The 18,105-nt window shown below is 44.4% G+C and carries 17 protein-coding genes; all 17 read right to left on the bottom strand.

Annotated elements, in window-relative coordinates:
• Positions 1 to 59: 59 nt before the first annotated feature.
• Positions 60 to 1,079 (bottom strand): AI-2E family transporter, encoded by a 1,020-nt coding sequence (locus FTV88_RS02420; RefSeq protein WP_162007862.1) that lies wholly within the window; start codon positions 1,077 to 1,079, stop codon positions 60 to 62.
• Between the two features lie 92 nt (positions 1,080 to 1,171).
• Positions 1,172 to 1,369, bottom strand: a complete 198-nt coding sequence (locus FTV88_RS02415) for a YrzR-like zinc ribbon domain (RefSeq protein WP_153724235.1) — start codon at positions 1,367 to 1,369, stop codon at positions 1,172 to 1,174.
• Between the two features lie 71 nt (positions 1,370 to 1,440).
• Positions 1,441 to 1,941 (bottom strand): PRC-barrel domain-containing protein, encoded by a 501-nt coding sequence (locus FTV88_RS02410; protein ID WP_153724234.1) that lies wholly within the window; start codon positions 1,939 to 1,941, stop codon positions 1,441 to 1,443.
• Between the two features lie 171 nt (positions 1,942 to 2,112).
• Positions 2,113 to 3,207: a tRNA 2-thiouridine(34) synthase MnmA gene (gene mnmA, locus FTV88_RS02405; protein ID WP_279236943.1), complete on the bottom strand. Its 1,095-nt coding sequence runs from the start codon at positions 3,205 to 3,207 to the stop codon at positions 2,113 to 2,115.
• A gap of 118 nt (positions 3,208 to 3,325) precedes the next feature.
• Positions 3,326 to 3,697, bottom strand: a complete 372-nt coding sequence (gene nifU, locus FTV88_RS02400) for a Fe-S cluster assembly scaffold protein NifU (protein ID WP_153724233.1) — start codon at positions 3,695 to 3,697, stop codon at positions 3,326 to 3,328.
• Positions 3,679 to 4,875, bottom strand: coding sequence for a cysteine desulfurase NifS (nifS, locus tag FTV88_RS02395; RefSeq protein WP_153724232.1), 1,197 nt, complete (start codon positions 4,873 to 4,875; stop codon positions 3,679 to 3,681). The genes nifU and nifS overlap by 19 nt, the downstream gene beginning before the upstream one ends.
• Before the next feature lie 30 nt (positions 4,876 to 4,905).
• The gene (locus tag FTV88_RS02390; RefSeq protein WP_153724231.1) at positions 4,906 to 5,358 is read right to left on the bottom strand and encodes an RrF2 family transcriptional regulator; all 453 of its coding nucleotides are present in this window, start codon (positions 5,356 to 5,358) and stop codon (positions 4,906 to 4,908) included.
• 156 nt (positions 5,359 to 5,514) lie between these two features.
• Positions 5,515 to 6,771: a putative DNA modification/repair radical SAM protein gene (locus FTV88_RS02385; protein ID WP_153724230.1), complete on the bottom strand. Its 1,257-nt coding sequence runs from the start codon at positions 6,769 to 6,771 to the stop codon at positions 5,515 to 5,517.
• Between the two features lie 39 nt (positions 6,772 to 6,810).
• Positions 6,811 to 10,497 (bottom strand): PAS domain S-box protein, encoded by a 3,687-nt coding sequence (locus tag FTV88_RS02380; RefSeq protein ID WP_153724229.1) that lies wholly within the window; start codon positions 10,495 to 10,497, stop codon positions 6,811 to 6,813.
• A gap of 184 nt (positions 10,498 to 10,681) precedes the next feature.
• A complete protein-coding gene (trxA, locus tag FTV88_RS02375; RefSeq protein ID WP_153724228.1) occupies positions 10,682 to 11,011 on the bottom strand; it encodes a thioredoxin in 330 nt (109 codons plus the stop codon).
• Between the two features lie 34 nt (positions 11,012 to 11,045).
• Entirely contained in the window at positions 11,046 to 11,342 is a 297-nt protein-coding gene (locus FTV88_RS15980; protein WP_153724227.1) for a metal-sensitive transcriptional regulator, read from the bottom strand.
• Positions 11,343 to 11,355: 13 nt separating this feature from the next.
• Positions 11,356 to 12,138, bottom strand: coding sequence for a tRNA threonylcarbamoyladenosine dehydratase (locus tag FTV88_RS02365; RefSeq protein ID WP_153724226.1), 783 nt, complete (start codon positions 12,136 to 12,138; stop codon positions 11,356 to 11,358).
• Between the two features lie 13 nt (positions 12,139 to 12,151).
• Positions 12,152 to 13,951: an aspartate--tRNA ligase gene (gene aspS, locus FTV88_RS02360; RefSeq protein ID WP_153724225.1), complete on the bottom strand. Its 1,800-nt coding sequence runs from the start codon at positions 13,949 to 13,951 to the stop codon at positions 12,152 to 12,154.
• A gap of 64 nt (positions 13,952 to 14,015) precedes the next feature.
• Positions 14,016 to 15,302: a histidine--tRNA ligase gene (gene hisS / locus FTV88_RS02355; protein WP_153724224.1), complete on the bottom strand. Its 1,287-nt coding sequence runs from the start codon at positions 15,300 to 15,302 to the stop codon at positions 14,016 to 14,018.
• Between the two features lie 2 nt (positions 15,303 to 15,304).
• Complete coding sequence (gene hemZ, locus FTV88_RS02350; protein WP_153724223.1) at positions 15,305 to 16,885, bottom strand: coproporphyrinogen dehydrogenase HemZ; 1,581 nt, start codon at positions 16,883 to 16,885, stop codon at positions 15,305 to 15,307.
• Between the two features lie 3 nt (positions 16,886 to 16,888).
• Entirely contained in the window at positions 16,889 to 17,515 is a 627-nt protein-coding gene (locus FTV88_RS02345; protein ID WP_153724222.1) for an MBL fold metallo-hydrolase, read from the bottom strand.
• Positions 17,516 to 17,629: 114 nt separating this feature from the next.
• Complete coding sequence (gene dtd / locus FTV88_RS02340; RefSeq protein ID WP_153724221.1) at positions 17,630 to 18,079, bottom strand: D-aminoacyl-tRNA deacylase; 450 nt, start codon at positions 18,077 to 18,079, stop codon at positions 17,630 to 17,632.
• Between the last annotated feature and the right edge of the window lie 26 nt (positions 18,080 to 18,105).

Here is an 18,105-nt window from a genome sequence, read left to right as displayed (position 1 = left end):
TTGTAGCAGAACCGCCCCACGACAATCTATCGACACAAGACAGAAGAGGCAAAGCTAAATCAAACAAGCACTTTCAAAAAAATATATCGCCCAATCACCTTAAGAACTGCAGCAAAAGGAATAGCTAACAAAAGACCCAACAGACCGAAAAGATGCCCCCCCGCCAGAAGTGCAAAAATGACAAGCAACGGATGAAGTCCTACAGAGTCTCCCAGTACCTTCGGAGAAATAAGATTCGATTCGATTTGTTGGATGATAAACATCACGACTACAGCCCATAAAGCGGTTTGCGGTGATTGCAGAAGACCAAGAATAACAACAGGAATTGTACCGATGATAGGACCAAAGTAGGGGATCAAATCGGCAACACCGGCAATGATGCCGATCATGAGGCTGTATTTCATGCCGATGGCCCACATACCAATAGCCGTAAGAGCTCCTACGATTAGGGCTATGAAGAGGTGCCCTCTTACAACCGCCTTCAAAACACGGTCTGTTTCAGCAGCCAGAAAGTGCACATCTTTGCGTATTCTTCTTGGCGTAATACGGCTGAGGCTGTTTCCGATCTTCTCCCAGTCTCGTAGAAAGTAGTAAGCCATGACAGGAATGAGTACGATTTCAAGAGAGTGGGCTAAAAGGTCGAAGAAGCCGTCTAAAAAGTTTCGCACGGCTGTGAGTAAGTTTTCTTCGATTTCAAGCAGTGTATCGCCCCAGACTTGTTGTAAGCCTGGTGGGAAGCCCGCTTGTACCATGCTTTCTTGAATGCGAACCAAGAGTCTGTCTACATCTTGGATGTAGCCGGGGAGTTGTTCGCTAAAGTGGATCAGTTCTTCAATAACTTTGGGCATGCCAAAAGTGATAATGGCTGCAATGGTACCAAAAAAAAGAGCAAATATGGAGAGGATACTTAAAGAGCGAGGGAGTCCCTTGCATTCTAGCCAATCTACGACAGGATGAAAAAGATAAGCGATGGTAATAGCGATAAAAAAAGGGAGCAAGATCGCTCGTATAAAGTAGGCCAGGATTAGCAAGGAGAGTAGTAAAAGGATGACCAGCAGGAGACGACCGCGACTGTTCACCCAGGTCAGAGTATCTACACCTCCATCTATGTCTCCATTAATATAAAGAAAGCCCGGTTCATCAGTTGGGCCTGAGCCACTGATGCCGGGCTTTAGGCACCCGCTTGGGGCGACAGTTCTGGTTCGGCAATGGGGTCAAAGAAGTCGTCTTCAAAGGCCATCAATGTTCCATCTTCGGCGACTTCAAATATTTCTTTGCGATCGTTAAATTCGATGTAGCAGTTCCAGCAGTAAAACTGGGTAACACCTACTTTGCCAACTTGTTTTCCTCCGCATACAGGACAATTCATGGAAAGGGCCTCCTTCGTCCAAGGCGATTCACTATGATCATGGATTTTTTCGATGGCAAAAACTCAAGTGCTTACCAGGCATCTTGCCAGTTGTTCGATACAGTAACGGTCTGAGCGCTACACTGAACAACATCGGACCAAGGCAACTGGAGTCGGCCTGTAAGTAAGTCTTGAAATAGTCCATCTGATACTTCTAACGCTATAATGGAACCCTGTTCTGGATCAAAAATAATATCTCCCACTTCTCCTAAGGTCTTGCCATTTTCTGTTGTAACCTTGTGACCTGCCAGATCGGCAATACGAAGAACTTGGCTTTGTTCTTCTAGGAGTTCTTCGTTCTGAATCATCACTTCATCTTCTATCGTTTCGTCATGCAGCTGAAATTCCTCGTCATCTACATGGAGTTTTTCCCAAGAGAGTTTTTTGATGCTATGGTCTTGGACAGTTTCAACGGCAATGCCTTTGATAATTCCCTGCTTGGGTTCTAGATACAAGTCTGTGATCCGACCAAGGCTTTTTCCTGTAGAAGAGTGAATAATCGTTCTTTGTAGAAGATCTCTACCTTTAAGCATGCTTTATTCCTTTATTACGTACTTCAAGCACAGGCTCCTTATGATGTGGAAGTATGTTTATTGATTCCATGATCTAGTTTTGACCTTTTGAGGCTTCTCTATACTTCACCTTTCCTTGTTACTTTCATGGGTCCTGGTGGGTAGAAATACTTTGATGTCTATCTATCTTGTCTACAAATCGAGATTCTTCACAATCGTTCCACCACCGACAACCCATTCCCCTTGATAAAAGACAACAGCTTGTCCTGGTGTGATGGCTCTTTGCGGCTTCTCAAATTGGACGATCACTCGATCTGGGGATTCTGGTATGAGCAGCGCCTTGGCTGGTGGAGCGGCATAGCGAATCTTAGCTTCTACTTCTAAGGGCTCTTCCAGTCTCTCTATGTCAATCCAGTTGAGATCATGAGCAAGTAGCTTTTGACTGAATACGTCCTGATCGACACCAATAATTACGCTATTTTTTTCTACGTCTAAAGCGACAACATAGGCCGGGTAGCCTAAAGCCAATCCTAACCCTTTGCGTTGACCGACTGTGTATAGGGGCAGACCCTGGTGTTGTCCGATTACTTGTCCTTCTAGGTTCAAGAAAGGCCCTGGGGGAAATTTCTCATCAGGATAGCGCTCTTGAAGAAAATTTCGATAATTGTTGTCAGGAATGAAGCAAATCTCTTGGCTATCTGGTTTCGATGCTATGCCGAGGCCTAAAGCTTTCGCTTTTTCTCGGATTTCTGGCTTCGTAAAAGTGCCGACAGGAAAAAGAGTTCTCGCCAATTGATATTGGGTCATATTGTATAGAGCGTATGACTGGTCTTTGTGATTGTCCTTGCCTTTGCCTAGACGATAACGGCTTCTACTTTCATCGTAGACGATCTGGCCATAATGGCCTGTCGCGATTTTGTCAGCGCCAATGGCAAGGGTTTTTTCTAGCAAGCCCTCGAACTTAATCACTCTGTTACAGCGAATGCACGGGTTGGGTGTACGACCCGCGAGATACTCTTCTCCAAAATAATCGATCACTTCTTTTTCAAAGTAGTCACGGAAATTCATGACATAATGGGGTATGCCAAGTTGGGCCGCCACACGGCGCGCATCTTCTACGGCTGAGAGAGAACAGCAGCCGCCATCAGCGCCTTCCGGTGCATCAACAGGCCAGATCTGCAAGGTGACACCAATACAATCATATCCTTGCTCTAACAAAAGAGCGGCGGTGACGGACGAATCTACACCACCGCTCATTGCAACTACAACTGTTTCTTTTTTTTGCACAGGCTTCGCCTCTTTTTGCTATTCTAGTGTTCTCATCATTATGGTCTAAATTGTTAATTTTATACAGAAACCTGGAAAGGCAATTTCCTTCCCAGGTCCTAGTAAAAATGCAAACCTATTATCCTTCTTGCTTTGCTTTGTAATCAGCAATCGCTTCGTGCAGTGCCTCAGCCGCTAAATTGCTGCAGTGCATTTTAGCAGGCGGCAAGCCACCAAGAGCGTCAGCAACTGCTTGGTTCGTTAAGGCGAGTGCTTCATCAATGCTCTTGCCTTTCACGAGTTCTGTACAGATGGAGCTTGTAGCAATGGCAGCTCCACAGCCAAAGGTTTTGAACTTAATGTCTTTAATGATGTTATCTTCTACCTGGATAGAAATACGCATGATATCGCCACAGCTGGCGTTGCCAACTTCTCCCACACCGCTGGCTTTTTCGATTTCTCCTACATTGCGCGGATTGGCAAAGTGATCCATTACCTTCTCTGTGTACATGACATTACAACCTCCTTGCCTTCGTAGAGAGGTGACATAGCACGCAAACGTTCTACGATTTCGGGCAATGTATTTAATATATAATCAATCTCTTCTTCTGTGTTCCCTCTTCCTAAGGTAAGACGAAGAGAACCATGAGCAATTTCATGACTGAGACCCATCGCAAGCAATACATGAGAAGGGTCTAAAGAGCCCGATGTGCAGGCTGAACCTGACGAGGCCGCAATCCTTTTCATGTCCAGCATGAGTAGCAGTGATTCACCTTCAATAAATTGGAAAGAGACGTTCACATTTTGAGGCAATCTGTTTGTAGGGTGACCATTTAGCTTCACATGAGGCAGCGCTGTTAAACCTTCAATGAGTCGATCACGATAACGACGAAGACGAGTCCCTTCTTCTTCAATTTCCACAGCTGCAATGGCAGCGGCTTTGCCAAAACCGACAATCCCAGGCAAGTTCTCTGTTCCAGGGCGACGACGCTTTTCTTGACTCCCACCATAGCCAATGGGAGTAAGCTTTACGCCTCTAGCAACATACAAACAGCCAACACCTTTCGGACCGTAAATTTTATGGGCCGATGCAGAAAGAAGATCGACACCAAGATCATTTACATCAACAGGGATTTTACCAAAAGATTGTACTGCATCGGTATGAAAGACAGCGCCTCGAGCTTTGGTCAGGCGAGCCAGTTCTTTAATCGGCTGAATCGTACCCACTTCATTGTTAGCATGCATAATGGTTACTAAAATGGTGTCATCACGAAGGGCTTTTTCAAGTTCTTCTACATGAACTTGGCCATGCTCATCAACTGGTAAAACAGTCACTTCAAAGCCTTCTTTTTCAAGAGCTTTACAAGCATCTAAAACTGCATGATGTTCTACCGCTGAAGTAATGATATGATTGCCTTTGCCTTTTTGGCGCATGCCGCGAGCTGCTCCGAAGATCGCTATATTATCAGCTTCTGTACCGCCGCTGGTAAAAATAATCTGTTCCGGGCTCGCTCCCATTAGTGCCGCTACGCTTACTCTGGCTTCTTCGAGAAGCGCTTTCGCTGCTCGGCCAAAGGCATGGACGCTAGAAGGGTTGCCGAAGTTTGCTTGCATGGCCTTAACCATTGCTTCTACGACTTCTGGATGAACCGGTGTGGTAGCTCCATGATCCATGTAGACAGGTTGCATGGGAATTCTCTCCTCTGTTGACAGTCTTTTTTAGATGTGATACATGAAGTTGCCTTGCTCAAAACGAGCTTTTTCAGCTTCTTCACACATGTCAGCTAAAGTAATAGAGTCAATGACCTGTTCGATAGAGTTCTTTACTTTGGCCCAGACCATTTTGGAAACACATTGTTCAGCACGGATACAGCGATCGGAGCTTTCATCGTTGACACATTCGACAGGCGCTACAGGCCCTTCTAAGACGCGAATAATATCTCCGATACTAATGGCAGCGGGCTCTCTAGCGAGCACGTAGCCACCCTGGGCACCTCGAATGCTGTTGACAAGACCTGCTTTACGCAAAAGGGCAATGATTTGTTCTAAATAGTGTTCGGAGATATCTTGCCGTTCCGCTACAAGCTTTAACGATACAGGACCTTGACCATATTGAAGGGCCAGCTCAAACATGGCTCGCACCCCGTATTGTCCTTTGGTAGATAGCTTCATCGATGCACTTCCTTCGCGAGACGATTGTATATATTATGTTCCGCGAGAGCAATCCCTACCAAACAAGTAGGATTTCTTGGTGCTAGTGTATCATGGCTTTTGGAGAAAGTCAAAGGGGTAATAAGCTCAAAAACAAAAAATACCTCAATGAGATGTTTAAGAGAAAAGTGAAAGCTGTTCGTAGTCTTTTTGAACCTTTCCTTTCGTTGGCTCAAGAAGATTTTTACGAATGGCATTGCCGGCATTGCTATCAAAATTGATCTGTCCATAGTAGCGTCCGTTGCATGTGATAAAGTAACGGGCTCTTTTTAAGACAATGCCAATGCGAGTGAGATCTTCCCATTGGATCGATCGCACTCGTCGAGCATAAAGAATGCGGCGTGCCGATGTAACACCGATACCAGGAACCCGCAGGAGGCTTTGGTAGTCGGCATTGTTGATTTCGACAGGGAAAAAGTGAATATTGCGCAGCGCCCAGGCGCTTTTGGGGTCTAGCTCTAGATCTAGGTTCGGATTGTGTTGATCGACAATTTCATCAGCTTGAAAACCGTAGTAGCGAAGAAGCCAATCGGCCTGGTAAATTCTATGTTCTCGAAGCAGCGGTGGTTGCAGTAGCGCGGGCAGCTTTGGATCGCTAGAGATCGGTACATAAGCGGAGTAGTAGACTCTCTTCAGGCGAAATTTTTTATAAAGTCCTTCTGCTAGTTTGAAAATGTGTAGGTCTGTATCAGCCGTTGCGCCAACAATAAGTTGTGTGCTTTGTCCTGCTGGTACGAAAGTAGGCAGTCGTCGAAATTTGCGCCTTTCTTCTTTTCTTTCTACGATAGCTGTGCTGATCTGCCCCATTGGTTTTAGAATAGATTCTTTTTTCTTCTGCGGAGCTAACATGCGTAGCCCTTCCGAGGAAGGGAGCTCAATGTTGACGCTCATTCGATCAACGAGCTCCCCTGCTTGCTGAATTAAGAGATTGTTGGCACCTGGAATGGCTTTCAAGTGGATATAGCCGTTAAAGCGATAGGTATGGCGAAGCAAGCCGATTGCTTTGACCAATTGCTCCATGGTGTGATCTGGACTTTGATCAACAGCTGAACTAAGAAAAAGACCTTCAATATAGTTACGGCGATAAAAGTTAATCGTCAAGTCAGCAACTTCTTCTGGGGTAAAAGCAGCTCTCGGAACATCATTTGAGATTCTGTTGACGCAAAAAGCACAATCATAGCAACAAATATTTGAAAAGAGGATCTTTAACAGGGATACACAGCGGCCATCATCGGTCCAACTGTGGCAGATGCCACTAGCCGCTGTATCGCCTATCATACCTTTTTTGCTTTGTCGCTTGCCACCAGAGGACGAACAGGATACATCATATTTGGCAGCGGCTGATAATATTTTTAGCTTTGTACTTACGTCCAAGGGAACCCGCTCCTAACGATTTGAACAAGAAATGGAAGGTTAAGAGTTTTTTAAGAGTCTCTCTACGATCTCTTGAAGTTTTGTAATTACTACAGGCTTGCTGATATAGTCATTCATCCCAGCTTGCAAACATTGATCGCGATAGCCTTCAATGGCATGGGCTGTCATAGCGACAATGGGTATTTGACTGCGTTTAGGATCGTCAAGTTCTCGAATCGTTCGAGTCGCTTCAAAGCCATCCATAACAGGCATCTGACAATCCATTAAGATCAATCGGAACTCTTTCTCTAGAACTGCTTCTATAGCTTCTTTGCCGTTGTTAACAGCTTTCGTTTTGTAACCTAACTTCTTCAATTGCAATACAGCCAATCGTTGATTTACGGGGTTGTCTTCTACCAATAGGATTTCAACATCTACATCGATTGCTTCTACTTTGTTTGATTCTTGCTTTTGGCTTTGATTTTGCACTTCAGCTCTACTAACGACTATTTCTTTGTCAAAATGAAGAGCTTTGACAACTTCCTTTTCTTGTATTTGAAAAGGTAGGGTAAACCAGAAAGTAGTTCCGTGATCGGGATTGCTTTTTACATCGATTTCCCCGCCCATAAGCTCAACGAGGTTTTTACTAATTGACAAACCTAAACCGGTTCCACCGTATTTTCGCGTCGTAGAACCATCGGCTTGTGTAAAAGGCAAAAAGAGCTTTTCCTTCACTATATCTGCTATGCCAATGCCTGTATCGCTGACTTCAAAACGCAATTGTATTTTCTCTTGCTCTTTGAACATTGGCTGGACTGTAATATGCACATGCCCTTTTTCTGTGAATTTAATAGCATTGCTTAGAAGGTTCAATAGAATTTGACGAAGTTTACCAGGATCGCCTTTCAACAGCGATGGCGTACTTGGATGAATGGTACATTGAAGTGCTAGATTCTTCATGTCAGCATTAAGCTGTAGTATTTCAACAGCGCCTTTTACGATTTCTCTTATATCAAAAACTACATCTTCCATTTCCATTTTGCCAGCTTCGATTTTGGAGAAATCTAGAATGGCATTTACAATGCTCAACAAGTTCTGCCCTGACTTGGCTATAATACGGATTAATTCTTTTTCTTCTTTGTCTATATTTCGTTCTAAAAGTATTTCCGTCATACCAATAATGCCATGCAGGGGTGTTCGTATCTCGTGGCTCATATTGGCTAGAAATTCGCTCTTCGCTTTATTGCCTTCTTCTGCTGCTTTTTTGGCTTCTAATAACTGTACTTCTTGCTCTTTTCGTTTCGTTACATCTTGTTTGATTGCAATGTAATGAATATTTTGGCCTTTTTTATCTTGAACAGGTGTAATGGTCATTTCTACGGTAAACAAGCTGCCGTCTTGGCGACGGTTGATCAGTTCACCTTGCCAAACCTGGCCTTGTGAAATAGCTTTCCACATTTCAGCGTAAAAAGCTTGCCCCTGCTCTCCGGACCGTAAAATATTAATATTTTGACCTACCATTTCTTCGAAACTATAACCTGTAAGGTTGCATACAGCGGGATTGACCCATTGAACCACACCATAGCAATCGGTGATAACGATGGCATTGGCCGCTGTCGCTAGCGCTTGGCCTTGTAATTGCAATTGTAATTGTCGCAAGGCTGACAAAAGAGTAAAAGAAACGCGTTGTGCAAAATCTTCTAATGGCTTGATTTGCGGTCTTTTGAAAAGCTCTTGCCTATAGCCGCTGATCTGAAGGACTCCAATTCTACGCTCCTGCACCGACAAAGGGATGGTTAAACGATAGGGATAGTGACGTTCTTCCTGTTCCTCTTGATTATTCTCCTGTTCACGGCCCTCCCTTGTAACTGTTTGCGCAACTCGCTTCTCAGCAGTAGCTTGAGGCTCCAAGAAGTGAAGCGCATTGTCAATTTGAATCGTTACATGGGGGTAACCAAAAAGAGTAATGATGCTCTGGCAGGCACTTTGTAGTATAGCTCCTAACGATTTTCCTTCTAAAACCTGTCGGTCTATTTTTCGAAGCATTTCTGCTTTCATTTCTTCTCTCTTTCGTTCGGTAATGTCTCGAACGAAAAGCAAGATCGTTTGTTGCTCTTGGAATCGAAAATTCGTTGAAGTGATTTCTACATCGACAGCTGTGCCATCTTTTTTAATATACTTTTCTTCTTTATTCTGCATTATTTCTACTGGGAAGGGACTGGGTAAGCTGTTTCTTTCTGCCTTTTTTAGACCGTAAAGGGTCATCTGTAGTAGCTCTTTCTCATCATAACCCAACCATTGACGCATATAACGATTTGCCGCTACAATCCGGAGACTGTGAGGCTCAATAAGATAAATTGCTTCAGGCGCGTTTTCAAAAATCGTCATAAAACGCCTTTCAGAAGCGATAAATCGAACGGCTGTCTCTTTCGTTAAGTACAAAAATACAAAGTAGATAATGAGAAGCAACGTTAGAAAAAGTACAATTAAAATAGCGCCCAATCGCTCTTTCTTGATTATAATAGCCCAATCTTGGGCTTCTACATCAAGGCCGATCGTTGCAAGTACTTGACCACTCACAGGATCAGTAATCGGTGCGCTACAGTAAAACCACTCGCCATAAGAATCTAATACAGGCCCTTCAAAAAAAGGATTGCTCGTGTGGAAAACATCCTTTGCGTAATCAGAAGCTTCTACGTAGACTTTACCAGGCGCTGAGTAATCAGGAGAGTCTTTCGGCTCAGCATCAACAAGAAAAATAAGATCTTCACCATAGAGTTTCATCAGATAAATAAAGCGAATATCAGGATTGACAGCTAAAATTTTTCGTAGCGTTACAAGCAAAGCTTGATAGCTCTCACTTTTATAATCAGCGCTTGTACCTGTAAGGCTTATAAGTTTTTCTGTATTAACAGTCGCCCCAATCGTAACAGCTCTATTCATGAGATATTGTTTTTGCTTTTCCTCTGCTTCTCTACCCACCATTTCTGTCCATATCCAGCCAAAAGAAAGTAAACTAGCAACGAGTAAAACAGCAAGAACAAAGTAGCTTTTATGATCTTCTTGGATTCCTTCTGTCTCAAAAGAAGGGGTGATATGACGACTCGTCCAAAGAGATAAGGTTAAAGCAACACCAAGCAGTATATAGGCCACTTCAAAGGGCCAATAAACGATATTTTCATGGTTTTGGCAGGGAACTGCTACAATAAATGATAGAATCAGCATCAAGATAGAAGCAATTACGATGTATCGGTTCGCATTTGGATTGCGACGTTCTTTTTCTAAATAGACAGTGCTATAGAGCGCCCACGTCACCCATAAACCTGCCACCAAGCCAATGATCATGCGAGTAACGTAAAGATAAGGAGATTCTAGGTTTGCAAAGCCGATGATCATGGTCATTACAATCAAAATATGCATCCAAGGGGCTAGCTTGTTGATGCTAACATCTTTGCGCTTTGTTCCCGAACGACCAAATTCCAACAAGAACAAAAGGGCTGAGAATAGTAAGAGATGCTCAAAAAATAGAATACTTTCATGAGGTAAATACGTTGCATCTACAAGCAGTTCTAGCCAAATTTTGATGCCAAAAAAGACGCCAAATAGGGCGAAGTAAAACCAATTCAGATTGCGATATCGTATCTTTGCTAGAAGATAGGCTGTAAAAGCCAGTATGATAAAAGTTAGGCCACTAACAAAGTGCAGGTAATCAAGCTGTCTTAATAAAAATTCGTGATAAATCGTCATTTTTTCGAAGCCACACCTCTTTCGGTCTAGCTTTTTTGTAGATAATATAGCTTATTAGCTGCTTCATAAGCTCTACCTAAAAAACTTATTTATGAATATTATCTTCGTATAGGCCAAGCACTGTCAAGCAAATAAAAAAAGCTGGTTATAGTAACCAGCTTTTTTACCTTTGTAGTTTTTGTTTTTATAGATGGCTATTTATCAGTTTGGCTAGATCTGCTTTGGCTTTAAAGCCTACAGCTTTGTCAACCACTTGACCGTTTTTGAAAAGTAGCAATGTAGGAATTGACATAATTCCGTATTCAGATGCAGTCTGGCGGTTATCGTCAACATTTACTTTGCCGATAATAGCTTTGCCATCAAAGTCATTGGCCAATTCGTCGATAACCGGTGCAATCATTTTGCAAGGTCCGCACCAAGCTGCCCAGAAGTCTACCAGAACAGGTTTGTCAGCTTCTAGTACCGTAGACCGAAAGTTACCATCTGTTAGGGTTACAACTTTTTCACTCGCCATGAAAATCCATCTCCTTCACACAATTTGGTATCTTCTATTTGGTGAATTTGGCCAACACGTCTACCAACTCTTCCACAGCTTTTTCTTGTTCATCTGTAAGCGGTACTTCAGACAAACATTTGCGCGTGTGGTTCATGATTATGAGCGTGCCAACACGATTGATGGCTGCCCTAGCAGCAGCAACTTGAACAAGTAGGTCGAGGCATCCTTTGTCGTCATTAATCATTTTCTGTATTCCTTTAACCTGACCCTCAATCTTTTTGAGGCGTCGGATTAAAGCTTCTTTAGAATGTGTACAATCCAGTGCAGGCACCCCCGTCCTTATACCCATACGGGGTATTTATTTATATTATATTGGGCTTATTGGCAATTGTCAACAAGTCTCTTACAACAACAGAAGCCATGAAGAGACCCGCTACAGAAGGCACAAAGGAGATGCTTCCTGGAATCTGTCTTTTGTTGAGGCACGTAGCGCCATAAGGCTCTTCAGGATTGGGGCAGATACATTGGCTGACGCAAGCCCCTTCGCCACGTGGTTTCAGTGGTTTTTCTGTAGAATATACCACTTTTAGGTCTTTAATACCTCGACGTCGCAGTTCTTTACGCATCACTTTGGCCAGTGGATCCATCGATGTTTGATAAATATCTGTGACTTGTAGTTTGGTTGGATCTAATTTATTACCAGCCCCGAGAGCTGATATAACGGGTATATCCTTCGCTTTGGCTTTTTCTATAATCTGTATTTTACCTTTTACTGTGTCAATGGCATCGACGACATAGTGGAGTCCTTCGTTGATAATTTCTTCGCCTTCTTCTACACCATAAAAGCGTCGATAGAGGGTGAGTTCGATTTTGGGATGGATGTCTCGCAGCCGTTCTGCCATCACTTCAATCTTCGGGCGTCCAACAGTTGAGTGAAGAGCGTGAAGTTGCCTGTTGATATTGGTAAGACAAATATCGTCATGGTCAATTAGAACAAGGTGACCGACACCACTTCGAGCTAGGGCTTCCGCTGTGTAGGATCCAACACCACCAAGACCGAAGATAGCCACCCTAGACTGGGCTAAGGTGGCTAGACCTTCTGGTCCTAGAAGAAGTTCGCTTCTGGAAAATAGATGTTGTTTCATGGCTTTATTCGCTTTACCTGCCTTTTTTCGATGGCAAATCGATTTTTATATGCAATTCTTTTAATTGCTTTGTTGTAACCGTCGAAGGTCCCTCTACCATAATATCAGAAGCCGATTGTGTCTTGGGGAAAGCGATGACATCACGAATTGTATCTCGTCCCGTCATCAGCATGACCATACGATCTAGACCAAAAGCAATACCACCGTGGGGCGGTGTTCCATATTCAAAAGCTTCAAGTAGGAAGCCGAATTTTTCTTTGCTTTCTTCTTCCGTAAGGCCAAGAAGAGCAAACATTTTCTCCTGAATCTCACGCTGATATATCCGTAAGGATCCACCGCCGATTTCTACACCGTTTAAAACGAGATCGTAGGCTTTGGCTCGCACTTTCGCAGGATCTTGTTCTAGCAGCGCTATATCTTCTTCTTTCGGAGCTGTGAAGGGGTGATGGATGGCAATATATCGCTTCTCTTCCTCGTCGTATTCAAGAAGAGGGAAGTCAACAACCCAAGCAAATTTTTGCGCTTTTTCGTCGATGAGCCCTAATCGTTCAGCCAATTCTAGGCGTAAGTTACCAAGGGCTGCGGCGACAACGGAGGGCTTGTCGGCTACAAAGAGGATAAGGTCACCTTGCTCTGCCTTAACAGCTTCGAGGACAGACGCAAGCTGCTCTTCCTTGAAGAATTTGGCAATCGGTGATTTGGGGCCTTCTTCCGTCATCTGAATATAAGCAAGGCCTTTGGCGCCATAGATGGCTGCAAACTTGGTTAGTTCATCTATTTCTTTTCTTGAAAAATGGGCACACCCTTTAGCATTGATGCTTTTAACTTGCCCGCCACCTTTTACAACAGAAGCAAATACTTTGAATTCTACTTCCTGCACCAGTTCCGTTACGTTAACCAGCTCTAGGCCAAAGCGCAAGTCAGGCTTGTCCGATCCATAACGTTCCATTGCTTCTTGGTACGTAATTCTTTGGAAAGGTGTTGTGATCGGCTCTCCTGTCGCTTCTAAGAAGACGTGGGACACCATTTCTTCCATTAAGGAAAGGATCTGATCCATGTCCATAAATGACATTTCTATGTCCAACTGGGTAAATTCAGGCTGGCGGTCTGCTCGCAAATCTTCATCACGGAAGCAACGCACAATTTGGAAGTAACGCTCCATACCAGCGACCATCAGAATTTGCTTATAAAGCTGCGGAGATTGTGGCAAAGCAAAAAACTCGCCCGGATGAACGCGGCTTGGTACGAGGTAGTCACGAGCGCCTTCCGGTGTAGATCGCGTTAACATGGGCGTTTCGATTTCGAGGAATCCCTCTCGATCCAAAAAGTCACGCATGGCTTTTGTAGTTTTATGACGAACAACAATGTTACTCTGCATTTCAGGTCGACGCAAGTCCAGATAGCGGTATTTGAGTCGTACCAGTTCATCAACATCGACGTTATCTTCAATATAAAAAGGTGGTGTCTTGGCGCTGTTCAGAATCTGCAGTTGTCGTGCGTATACTTCTATTTCACCGGTAGGAAGATTTTCGTTCACTGTGCCTTCCGGACGGCTGATCACTTCACCGGTTAGAGCCAATACATACTCGTTCCGTACGCTTTCGGCCAGGCGAAAAGCTTCTTGATTCACTTCCGGGCTGAAAACGACTTGTACAAGACCAGAACGGTCGCGCAAATCAACGAATATAAGGCCACCGTGATCTCTCCTGCGTTGAACCCAGCCCATAAGAGTTACTTGTTGGTTTTGGTGGGTGCCGCGGAGTTCACCGCAGTGATGGCTTCGTTTTAACTCTGTGATGCTTTGTTGTGACATTGGTTCTTAGTCCTTTCCATTGTGTTCTTGCTTATTTAACTAGCTAGGTGAAGCATTGTGCTGATTAGCTAGGGGGGGTATCAGCGGCTATAAGCTCCCATACACGTTCTGGTGCTTCGTGGAGCGGTATCTTCTCCTGACTTCCTTTGTCCATTAAGCGCAAGGTTACTTCGCCTTTTTCAAGCTCACCTTCACCGACAATAAGGACATAGGGGGTTTGAAAGCGATTCGAGGCTGTTTTGAGCTGTGCCTTCAAGGACCGATCTTGATAATCCATTTCAACGGAGAGACCTTTTTGGCGCAGTGTTTGCATCAGTCCAAAAGCAACGGCTTTGGTACCTGCACCGACGGGCGCAATAAAGAGGTGCCGCTGTTCGCCTTTTTCCGTATCGAGAAGGCCTTGTTCTTCCATGGTGAGCAACAGTCTTTCTAGGCCTAAGCCAAAGCCCATACCTGGAACGGGAGGGCCGCCTAGGGTTTCTACGAGGTGATCGTAGCGACCACCACCGCCGATGGAAGATTGGGCACCTATATCTTTTGAGACAATTTCAAAGGCTGTGCGTGTATAGTAGTCCAACCCTCGAACGAGCCGCTCATCGAGCTTATAAACTACACCAGCGGCATCTAGTAATTCTTTTACTTCGTCGAAGTGGTTTTTGCAGTCATCACAGAGATAGCCTACAGTGGTTGGTGCTTCTTCTGATAGGTTCTGACATTTTTCCTCTTTGCAGTCTAAGATGCGCATGGGATTTTTGTCATAACGGCTCTGGCAGTCGCCGCACATTTGCTCTTTTTTGGGTTCTAAAAATTGTTGTAGCGCTTCTCGGTGTTGAGGACGACAATGGGGACAACCGATGGAGTTGAGCAACAGTTCAATATTTTGTAAGCCTAGGCGTTGATAAAAATCCATGGCCATGGCTATCACTTCTCCATCAACCTGCGCTGTGGTGGCTCCAAAAACTTCAATGCCAAATTGGTGAAACTGACGAAGCCGACCTTTTTGAGGACGGCCAAAACGAAACATCGGTCCCTGGTAGTAGACTTTGACAGGCTGGGGGCCTGCATAAAGTTTATGTTCTAGTAAAGCCCGCACTGTAGGTGCTGTTCCTTCAGGGCGCAGCGTAAGCTCTCGCCCTCCCCGGTCTGTGAAGTCGTAAGTCTCTTTCTGAACAATATCGGTGCTGTCACCGACGCCACGATGAAAGACTTCGCTATGTTCGAAGATGGGCGTACGTATTTCTTCGTAACCATATTCTTTACAAATCTGGTCGATAACTTTCTCAATTTTGTGCCAATGCCGCGTCTGCGCTGGTAAATTGTCTTTCGTTCCTCGCGGAGCGCTGGTTAGCATGTCTAGATTCCCTCCACTTTGTTACTTTTGCGTTCGATGATTTCGTCTATACGCTCCACATAGTTTTGAGGATCTTTGGGGTTATGCCAGCTTTGAAGCACCCTACCTTCCGGCGGTTCAATAATTTTGGTAGAAGCACCAACGCCAAGTCCCCAAATGGTTTGCCTCTCTTCCATAACCTGGATGTTGTAAATGCATTCCTTGCCGGAGATAGCATAGCCGATGTTTTCGAGGTTGGCAAGGATTCTTTTTTGTCGGTACAGGTAATAGGGCTTGAGCCCTTTGGCGCTTGCTTTTCGCTGGGCTAAAGCGAGCATGGCTGTTACTTCATCAACAGGTGGCAAATTCCATTGTTCTTTCTCCGTTGTGAGGCGAGACGCTCTTTTGAAAGCCATTGTATGAATGGTCACATTTTCAGGCTTGAGCCAGCCGATTCGATTCATGGTGCGCTCTACCGAGGCGACTGTTTCACCAGGCAGACCGAGAATGAGATCCATGTTGATAATCGGAAAACCGATGTCACGAGCTAAATTAACCATTTCAATTACGTCGGCTGCACAGTGGCAACGACCAATACGACGTAATGTATCGTTGTTCATAGACTGCGGATTGATGCTCAAGCGATTGACACCATGATTACGCATGATTTTCATTTTCTCTCGATCGAGCGTATCAGGTCGCCCACCTTCTACAGTGAATTCAACAGTCTGAGAAGAGTAGATGTGTTCTACGACCCCTTGCAGAAGTCCATCAAGCTGTGTTGCTGATAAAGCAGTTGGCGTTCCGCCACCAATGTAGATGGTCTGAACTTCCTGCCCCTTTGCTTTTAATATTTTCCCTAGGTCTACAATTTCTTGTTGTAAAGCTGTCATAACAGGGACTATCCAAGCACCGTATCGCTTCAGATCATAACTGGGAAAAGAGCAGTAAAGGCAACGAGTCGGGCAAAAAGGAATGCCAATATACACACTTACTTTATGAAATTCCTGTGGCTTTGTTAAGAAAAAAGGGCGTTGTCGTTGAGCAACTTCTACGAGCAATTGAGACTTTTCTTGACTCACTGCATAATCGCTTTCTAATTCTTCATAGATGGCGTTGATGGGATGGCCTTTGTCAAGACTGCGGTGCACAATTTTGGTTGGTCTTACCCCTGTTAGGGTTCCCCAAGGATTGGCCGGTCTTCCTGTATAGGATTCTAGGCTTCGTAACAAGGCAAGCTTGGTAAGTCGCCGGCGAAGGTTTTCATCAATAGGGATAGGTTCTTTTCGACAAGACCCATTGGTTGGGCCTGTTGTATTGCTATAGGACGTACTCGCTTGGCCCCTTCCCTCTCGGCCTGCTTTTACAAATCGACATTCTACCAGGAACTGCTTTTCTTCTTGACAATAGGTAATTTCAATCGAGGCTTCTTCGACTTCTTTTGTTACTTTAGAAGACTCTTTTTCTTCTGTTTTTTTATTTTCTCTAATGGAGGGCTCTTGATCTGCTTCTGCTTTGATTTGTCCTTCTGGGAAGAACAGCCATAGGATCTCTTGCAAGGTTATCCCGTAACGGCTCGGTACCCCCCGCAAGTGCACGTCCATTCCTTACCCTCCCATTAAAAATGGATTTTCTCTACGCTCTCTTTCTATGGTCGATGCAGGGCCATGACCTGGGTAGACGACAGTCTGATCAGGCAATGTTAGGAGCTTTTCTTGAATTGATTGGATTAAGGTACTGTACGATCCATTGGGGAAGTCGGTCCTTCCGATAGAGCCAGAGAATAAGGTATCGCCTGTAAAAACAACGCTAGGCCCTTTCAGACAGATGCCACCCACAGTATGACCTGGTGTGTGTAGCACTTCTAGAGTAAGATTTCCTACGGAAATAGTATCGCCATCTTGAAGCAACCGTTCTGGAGCGGGGCTAACGATGGGTTGCGTAAAATATTGAGAAAGATTTTTCGCTGCTGAAGTGAGCATTGCCGCCTCATCGGCGTGACAGAGAATCGGAGCTTGGGTAGCCTTTTGAACGCCACCGTTGGCACCAATGTGGTCACCATGGCCATGGGTGTTAATGATGGCTACAACTTGGGCTTTTTCCTTTTGCACCAGTTGCATAATTTTTTCTGCTTCATCGCCAGGATCGATAATTGCGCCCTGCCCTGTTTCTGGACAAACGACAAGATAACAGTTAGCACCGAGCATGCCTGTTTCAAGTGTCTTTATAATCATAGGTATGAGAAACCTCCTTCTTTTGCTTTCCCCTCATTTTGGAAGCTCCATATCTTGATATCATTTCGCCTATCATTGCTATCCTATCTTTCATGGATATCGATATCAAAGGATCTAAAAAGTTTTCTTGGAGTCTAACAGCATCGTAACAGGGCCGTCATTGCTAAGTTGGACGACCATAGAGGCTTGAAAACGGCCTGTCTCAACAGTAAGACCATAGGCTTCTAGCTTTTCTTTTACTTGTCCAAATAAAGCAAGGGCTTGATCAGGGCTGGCTGCTTCCATAAAACTGGGACGACGACCTTTGCGGCAATCGCCGTACAAAGTGAATTGGCTAACCAGAAGAATTTTTCCTTCTGCATCAATCACCGAACGATTCATTTTGCTAGCTTCGTCTTCAAAAATACGTAGATTGGCAATTTTTTCTGCCATATAACGAACATCTTCGGAACTGTCTTCTTGACCGACTGCCAGGAGGACAACAAGACCTTTCTCAATGGTGCCTATTACTTCTTTGTCTACGGTAACTTGACCGGCTGTAACTCTCTGGATAACAGCTCTCAAGGTTTTCCTCCTTGCATAATGCCTAA

Source organism: Heliorestis convoluta (assembly GCF_009649955.1).
In the GTDB taxonomy this organism is placed as follows: Bacteria; Bacillota; Desulfitobacteriia; order Heliobacteriales; family Heliobacteriaceae; genus Heliorestis; species Heliorestis convoluta.
This window is presented reverse-complemented; position numbering and strand designations above follow the sequence as displayed.

Coding starts and splice junctions, on each gene's coding strand:
- FTV88_RS02415 (WP_153724235.1), bottom strand. CDS start 1,369: ATGAATTGTCCTGTATGCGGAGGAAAACAAGTTGGCAAAGTAGGTGTT.
- nifU (WP_153724233.1), bottom strand. CDS start 3,697: ATGTACACAGAGAAGGTAATGGATCACTTTGCCAATCCGCGCAATGTA.
- aspS (WP_153724225.1), bottom strand. CDS start 13,951: ATGTCACAACAAAGCATCACAGAGTTAAAACGAAGCCATCACTGCGGT.
- FTV88_RS02390 (WP_153724231.1), bottom strand. CDS start 5,358: ATGAAGCTATCTACCAAAGGACAATACGGGGTGCGAGCCATGTTTGAG.
- FTV88_RS02410 (WP_153724234.1), bottom strand. CDS start 1,941: ATGCTTAAAGGTAGAGATCTTCTACAAAGAACGATTATTCACTCTTCT.
- FTV88_RS15980 (WP_153724227.1), bottom strand. CDS start 11,342: ATGGGTATAAGGACGGGGGTGCCTGCACTGGATTGTACACATTCTAAA.
- FTV88_RS02365 (WP_153724226.1), bottom strand. CDS start 12,138: ATGAAACAACATCTATTTTCCAGAAGCGAACTTCTTCTAGGACCAGAA.
- FTV88_RS02345 (WP_153724222.1), bottom strand. CDS start 17,515: ATGATTATAAAGACACTTGAAACAGGCATGCTCGGTGCTAACTGTTAT.
- hemZ (WP_153724223.1), bottom strand. CDS start 16,885: ATGGACGTGCACTTGCGGGGGGTACCGAGCCGTTACGGGATAACCTTG.
- trxA (WP_153724228.1), bottom strand. CDS start 11,011: ATGGCGAGTGAAAAAGTTGTAACCCTAACAGATGGTAACTTTCGGTCT.
- hisS (WP_153724224.1), bottom strand. CDS start 15,302: ATGCTAACCAGCGCTCCGCGAGGAACGAAAGACAATTTACCAGCGCAG.
- nifS (WP_153724232.1), bottom strand. CDS start 4,875: ATGCAACCTGTCTACATGGATCATGGAGCTACCACACCGGTTCATCCA.
- FTV88_RS02380 (WP_153724229.1), bottom strand. CDS start 10,497: ATGACGATTTATCACGAATTTTTATTAAGACAGCTTGATTACCTGCAC.